At 30.5% G+C, this 6,245-nt stretch carries 7 protein-coding genes and 1 pseudogene; 1 reads left to right on the top strand and 7 read right to left on the bottom strand.

Features of this window, described 5'->3' with window-relative positions; translation table 11 throughout:
* Nucleotides 1-181: 181 nt before the first annotated feature.
* From V7014_RS22895 to V7014_RS22870, 6 genes are all read right to left on the bottom strand, one after another.
* Entirely contained in the window at nt 182-358 is a 177-nt protein-coding gene (locus tag V7014_RS22895) for a hypothetical protein (RefSeq protein ID WP_335510680.1), read from the bottom strand.
* 104 nt (nt 359-462) lie between these two features.
* The gene (locus V7014_RS22890) at nt 463-1,266 is read right to left on the bottom strand and encodes a hypothetical protein (protein WP_335510678.1); all 804 of its coding nucleotides are present in this window, start codon (nt 1,264-1,266) and stop codon (nt 463-465) included.
* 240 nt (nt 1,267-1,506) lie between these two features.
* On the bottom strand, nt 1,507-1,707 hold the full coding sequence (locus V7014_RS22885; RefSeq protein ID WP_335510676.1) for a helix-turn-helix transcriptional regulator: 201 nt from the start codon (nt 1,705-1,707) through the stop codon (nt 1,507-1,509).
* An 89-nt stretch (nt 1,708-1,796) separates the two neighbouring features.
* Nucleotides 1,797-2,663 (bottom strand): SU10 major capsid protein, encoded by an 867-nt coding sequence (locus V7014_RS22880; RefSeq protein WP_335510674.1) that lies wholly within the window; start codon nt 2,661-2,663, stop codon nt 1,797-1,799.
* A gap of 66 nt (nt 2,664-2,729) precedes the next feature.
* A complete protein-coding gene (locus V7014_RS22875) occupies nt 2,730-3,137 on the bottom strand; it encodes a hypothetical protein (RefSeq protein WP_335510672.1) in 408 nt (135 codons plus the stop codon).
* 109 nt (nt 3,138-3,246) lie between these two features.
* Complete coding sequence (locus V7014_RS22870; protein WP_335510670.1) at nt 3,247-3,462, bottom strand: BhlA/UviB family holin-like peptide; 216 nt, start codon at nt 3,460-3,462, stop codon at nt 3,247-3,249.
* A gap of 576 nt (nt 3,463-4,038) precedes the next feature.
* Between V7014_RS22870 and V7014_RS22865 the strand changes: the two genes are divergently transcribed.
* Complete coding sequence (locus tag V7014_RS22865) at nt 4,039-4,851, top strand: hypothetical protein (RefSeq protein WP_335510668.1); 813 nt, start codon at nt 4,039-4,041, stop codon at nt 4,849-4,851.
* Between the two features lie 328 nt (nt 4,852-5,179).
* On the opposite strand, the pseudogene V7014_RS22860 reads toward V7014_RS22865, so the two are convergent.
* Nucleotides 5,180-6,245: pseudogene (locus tag V7014_RS22860) on the bottom strand (hypothetical protein); the annotation flags it as partial.

Below are 6,245 nucleotides of genomic sequence, written 5' to 3'. Positions count from 1 at the left end.
TATATATCCCCTTTCAAGGAAAAATATCACAGTATTTGTAATTTATATTATTACCCTTTTAGTGAAAAATCAAACATTTCGCACAAATACACTACCCTTTTAGTAATTAATCACATCTACCTTAAAAATGTATTGTTTTATATAGGTTTTATCTATCGGAATAAATTTAAAATATCACATTTTATACACACTTATACGAATCTAATGCATTTTGTAGCTCATCACTCTTTTTAAATAGTGTAAAAATATTATCTGTGCTTGGATTTTTTGCAATAGTGATAAATTCTATATTTTTCTCTTTTGTTAAGTATGTAAATAGTTTTCGATTGTAACAGAAAAAGTAATCTTTATTATTCATTATTAGTTTCCTCCTGATTGACACTAAAAAAGGCAGAGTAATCAAATTAACAGAAACTCTACCAATTTTACCATCATATGTATTTTATATATAACATTTAGTTTTTAAGCTTCTTTGTATGTATAAGAAATATAGTTCTTTGCTGTATAGGCTAATGAGATAAGTTTATCTAGTGGAGGTAACTTTTTAACCCCGATTTTATGACCTTCTCGCACACATCCCTTTACATGATTAAATTGCTGTTGTGGTAATTCAATTTTCCAATCTAAGTAATTATTCAACAAATCCAATTTTATATCTGTTTCAAGCTTTCCTTCTTCATTGATAGATATAGGACTGTTGAGTTTAAAGTAATCTATAATTTTATAAAAATATTTACTATCTTTTTGGTCTAGTAGTCGAATTAATTCTTCAAATCCCAATTCTTTTAACCAATTTGTATGTATGGATTTAAAATATGAGTTGGTCGTATAGTGACCTTTAAATGATGAATCTATTGCTAATAAGATGGATTTACCTTCTGTAGTTTTTGGTAGTGGGATATTATAGACGTTCATTATCGTCATTAACGTGGAGAACGGATACTTCTTACAGTAATCCGAACGTGTTAAGCCTTTTATGTGGTTATAGTTTATGGAGACTTTATTTGAGCGATCAGTCAAGTGATTATCAAATGTTCTTACATTTTTAGTAAATGCCATATCGACACCAATAAATATATTACCTGTCTTTTCATGTTTGTAGAAGTCGTGGAAGTCATAGAAGTAATTTATATCCCATTTACCGCCTGTGATGTGTTGTAGTAAGTTACAAGAGATTAAAGAATCTAAATCATTCCCTAAAGCTAAGTCGCTTACAACGTCTGTTTTAGTAATCCAATCAAGATTAGCGTTGTTAAATTTGTTCATAATATATAGAAGAAATGGAAATCCTCCTACATGCTTACTTTGAGCGGACAGTGCTTTAAATTATGTTTAATTTCGGTTATACCGATTTTAGAGTTGTACTTAACAACTTTCAAAATAAAAAACAGTTAAACTAAGCCCTGTCATCATACCTAGGTGCTTAACTTAACTGTGTCTGAAAATAGAAGGATGTAGTACTGTCGAGTTTCTTATGTTCCTTCATTTTTCACCTACTCTTTCTGATTATGTTTTGATTTGGTATTCATCAATAAATTTTTGATACATTTGCACATGGGATTCTATTAAATCGAGATTCCCTAATTCGTATTTGGAAATAGCACTATTGCTAATACCAATGTATTTTGCTATGTCTATTTGTTTAATTCGTTTTGTTCTTCGTTTTATAAGATATTCATTTCTTCTGTTCATCTCCTTTGTGTTCATTTCTATTTCCTCCCCTTAGTCCTTTAGAATAAATAAAAGAGAGGACACGTTTTTTATATCCGAGTCCCCTAATGTTTTAGTATGTAATGTTACGGTGTTACAATTTCAAAACTTGCTGCTGCTTTATCGTTTAGTAAGTTTACACCTACTTGTGTTTCTAAGAATACAGATTGTTTTGATCCACTCACTGCTTCTACTTGTGCATGATATGGAATTAATACTGGCATTTCTAGGTAGTCAGGATTCACAATAAACATTTTGTTATTTCCTAATTCCTCACATAGTACGAAACGTACTGTTCCGAAGGTAGTAATATACTCTTCTGCATCAAATCCTAAGAATTTATCACGAGCAAAGAATTCAACTACACCTGTTTTATTAATAGTTTGTTTCATTCGTGCTGGCAAGAAACAGATAAGATTATCAGATACGCCTGCATCATAAAGTTTTCCTACCATTTCTTCAAATTTATCTCCTGTTAACTCACCTGTAACCTTATGGTCAGCATGAATTTGAGTAATAACACCATCAGTTGTATATGTTTTAGTTGTAGCATCATAACCTTGAACACCATGTAAAAGTTTATTTTCAATTCTACGTTTTATAGCTTTAGATTTCTTATCAACTTCATGTGCTAACAAGTCAGAAATACCTTTTGCAGTTGAATATTGTGCTGTGTTAGTTACTACAGCAGTATTAGCAAATAGTTCAAGATAGTTAGAACGTGGAGCTAAATCATCCTTTTTAAACTCTGGTGCATTTCCACCTTCAGCAAGTGTAACTGCACTATCTGCAATTTCTTCTGTAATCCAGTGTACTTGTGGTGCTGTAGCTTTTACCGTTTTAGATAGCATGAAAGTTGTAAAAGTATTATTCTTTTTGTTTACCTCTACTAATACATCTTTCAAATCATAATTTTGTCCTACAGCAAAGTCTTTACTTGTAAAAATACTCATATAAATTTTCTCCTTTAGTGTTGGTCACTACCCAATATTTTTTATAATAAAAAAGCCACTAACAGATTAATTTAATCCAAATAGTGACTTAATCATTCCCTTTGTATTACCATTTTCTTTAGCTTGATTGTATGTATCCTCTTTGAGGTGATCTTGAGGGATATAACCAGTGGAAGCTTTTACTTCATTGAGTAATAATTGAAACTTTTTAATTTGTGAGGTTAATTCATCTGTAGTAGTTGCATTAAAGAAATCTGCAAATTTATCCAATTGTGCATCCTTTAATTCTAAATTCTTTTCCTTTTGCCATAGTTCATTTTCTCGTTGTGTGATGGCTATTTCTGATTCTGTAGGTTCGACAGGTAGCTTACCCTTAACCTCTTCTAATTCAGCCACTACAGCGTCATATTGAGCCTTATCTACTGTTTCCACTTGTGTTTGCTCTTGTTGTTCGTTCGTTTGATTACTTTCCATAACAATACCTCCTGAGTAATATTTTCACAATTTGATAGTTTGGTATACCCTATCCTTTAAAACGTCTATATCACAACGCTAGACATCTTATAATTGACGTTAGAGCCTTCTATTGTACTTGTTTAATCGTTGATATTTGGTGCTCTAATCGTTCGAGGGATAATACTATTTTTTCCTGCGATTCGTTTTGCTTTTCTATTTGACTGATAAGTTTATCTTCTCTTGCTTTACTCTCTTTACGAGTATCAAATAGCAGCCATACAAAGAGTAACGCGAATAGCCCTTGAGACATCCACATCTCTGCAGGAATAGTCGATATGTCCATTTTAAACACCTCCTTTAAATAGCTATTAAATTATTGTTAGTCCAATAATGGATAAAAAAAATTACTGTTTTATTGTGGTTTAACAATCTCTCCACTTGGAAACCTTTTTACAAAAGAAAAAACCCTTATGTACCAAGGGTTTGTAGTGTGTTTTTATAAATTTTCGGTGACTTTTTAGTCCGTTTTTGGATTGTATTTTTGAAGAGAGGGAATCCCTTTACTTGAATACTAGCATTTTCTTTCCTTTAACGACGTTTAACACATATGCCAAAAATTCAATGAATACAAGATAAAACCAAACATTGAAATTAAACTGAGCGTGACATACGCTTTTCTTCCTTTAAACATTATTAACGATTCCTTATAATCAAAGACTTTATCTTAACTATAAAAAGTAAAACCGTTGGGAGAGTAGGGTTCAAATTGTTTTCTAAATCGTTACACTCTTTCTACCCAATCGTTCGAGCAACCTATTTTTCGGTGTCGAGTGTCTTTAATTTGTAGCGATTTCCTAAATTACAATGTAAATTGGTATAATATGTTGAAATGGTGATTTTTAGAAAGGGTAATGAAATAATGGAAGTTACAATAAAAGAAGCTTGTGATGGCTTTTGGACTTGCTTAGAACCTACAGATTGGATATCTTTAATTTCCGTATTTATAGCTATGATTGCTGCTATTGCTTCTTGGCTTACTATATTTTCACAAGAAAGAATCAACAAGAAAAATCAAGAAGCTATCATTTTTCCAGGTATAAAAAGTATAAAAGCAAATATAGAACATATATTAAGTGATTGGGATGTTAAAGGAAGAGTTCCTAAAAAGTTTTCCGGTACAAAACTACCAATATGGAACCACGGGAATTCTCCAGTATTTAACATACGCTATTGTTATTATATTGAAAATGTTGAAGATTTTATATATGCAGGGCTCGATGATATGGATGAATTTGATAGCCATGAAATATTCGTTAGAGAATATGAAAATGAATATGAGTTGTATATAGGTTACAAAAATATTGAAGGTAAGGAAGGTTCTCAAATAAGATACTTAAAACCTTATTTGAGATATGTGGATGTTATACAACCAAAGGAAAGCACAAACATATTATTGCCTGATTATTTCATTATCATGTTAAATGATTATTTTATAAATTCTTTTGGAAAGAATAGAAAACAAAAACAACCAATACTAAATTTGAAAATAATCTATGATGATGTTGACTATCAAACTTGGGAGTTGATATTTAGAATTTTCATACCGAATACTTTTCACTTTAAAAATGGTAGTGATCTTGATACAAGTTTCCATTATGAAGTAATTCAAACAAAACAAAAACGTAAGAGATTAACAGTTAAAGAGAATGAAAAACGAATGAATAAAAAATAAGTAAACACCGATCAATCTATATAAGCTCCCTAACCACCTATGGGGGCTTATTTTTCATCCAAACAAAAAGCCACTATATCTTAGTGACTCCTCCATAAATCTAACTCATCTTCACTTGCGACTATTTTATATCCTTTACAACAAACAAAGTATGAACAAGAGTAAACTTTTGTATTTTAACTTCCGTCATATTAAATATCCTCCTTTTTATCCTTATAAAACTGTTATTTTATTGACTAACCTATGATAGCCTTTTACATTATAGTTGCATTCAGTATCCTAGGTATCCACCTATAATAAAAATACTTCTATTCGATAACAGTATTAGCTACATTCTTTGTTTCTTTCTCATATTACGCATATTTTCTTTTACTTTTTCTTTTCTTACCTGTTCCCTACAACCTGTACAGTATTTAGTTTTATTACTTTTCTTTATAATGTTGCAACCACACACTTTACAGTTGCCATATACAACTCTATTAGCGCCAAATAGCTTATTGTATTCTGATAGTAAATCATTTACGTCTATTAATAATCCCTGCGTATTATCATTATCTGCGAACAATACTTTAACCTTATCGTGTGCTTTTTCTTCATTATAAAATACTGATCCACCTATAATTTGTGCAAAACTTTCCTTCGTATAGCAATGAGCTATTACATCAAAATTTTTACTAACATAATCGTAGTCATCTTCTTTATACCTATATTTCTTATAATCTTCTTTTTCCACATCCGACATATTTACATAAAAACTCGGAAAATCAAAACTTGGGTACTCTCCAAAATCTTTGGTATACATCCAAATTGCAATACTACTTTTTCTTGTTGGTGATGAGACATGTTCAGCATATTTTAAAGAATCGTAAGGAATGAATAATCCTCCATACTGTCCATCTATTTCAACCATTTTCTGTAATATTCTTTTTCTTTTTTCAGCAGTTCTATTATACCTATTAATACTCCCCTGCCTTAATAAATCATAGTAAACCATACTTAACTTTTCGCCATTGGCTTTAAGTTCAATTTCATTTGCCACTTGATGAATACTTGATCTAAACGGTTTATTAGAATTTGCCTTCCACATACAAAGAAGAGTAAATGCTATTTTCCTAGTAGTAGTATCTTTCATTTTGTTTATAATAGCAATTTCATTTTCGGTAAAACTCACTTCATTACATTGCTTCATGTACTGTTTCTTAGAGCCTTTAATAGCCCCCTCAATCATTCTTCTAAAAACCTTTTGTACATCATAACTTTGTTCTTTATAGTTAATGAAATTCTCTAATTTAATTCTTATAGATTCATCATCTAACTTTTCAGTATGGTGAAAATACTTAGCTAAAACAAAAACATCTTTAAATATGTAATTACTCACTGGATGACCATTTTGG

Origin of the sequence: Bacillus sp. JJ722 (genome assembly GCF_036963345.1) — a bacterium.
Classification (GTDB): domain Bacteria; phylum Bacillota; class Bacilli; order Bacillales; family DSM-1321; genus Bacillus_AD.
The sequence above is the reverse complement of the archived record's forward strand: the minus strand, read 5'-3'. Positions and strand labels throughout refer to the sequence as shown.